The organism is Cohnella baijiui, assembly GCF_020731285.1.
GTDB lineage: Bacteria > Bacillota > Bacilli > Paenibacillales > Paenibacillaceae > Cohnella.
This window is the reverse complement of sequence record NZ_JAJFOW010000449.1, coordinates 1-219: the sequence shown is the minus strand read 5'-3', so window position 1 is coordinate 219 and position 219 is coordinate 1. Positions and strand designations below refer to the sequence as shown.

The 219-nt window shown below is 48.9% G+C and carries 1 protein-coding gene; it reads left to right on the top strand.

The window, feature by feature from the left end; translation table 11 throughout:
* On the top strand, positions 1-219 hold a 219-nt coding region (locus LKX83_RS33340), incomplete at both ends, for an aminotransferase class V-fold PLP-dependent enzyme (RefSeq protein ID WP_227887597.1).

Here is a 219-nt window from a genome sequence, read left to right as displayed (position 1 = left end):
CTATTCAACCGGATCAGATTGAGACGGTGTTGAAGAATCATTCCGATATTAAAGCGGTAGCTGTCGTACATGCTGAGACATCCACAGGGGCTCTCCAGCCACTTACCGAAATCTCTCAACTTGTGCATGCCCATGATGCCCTGTTGATTGTGGATGCGGTTACATCGCTTGGCGGTGTGCAGGTAGGGATTGATGTCAACGAAGTAGATGCGTGCTATA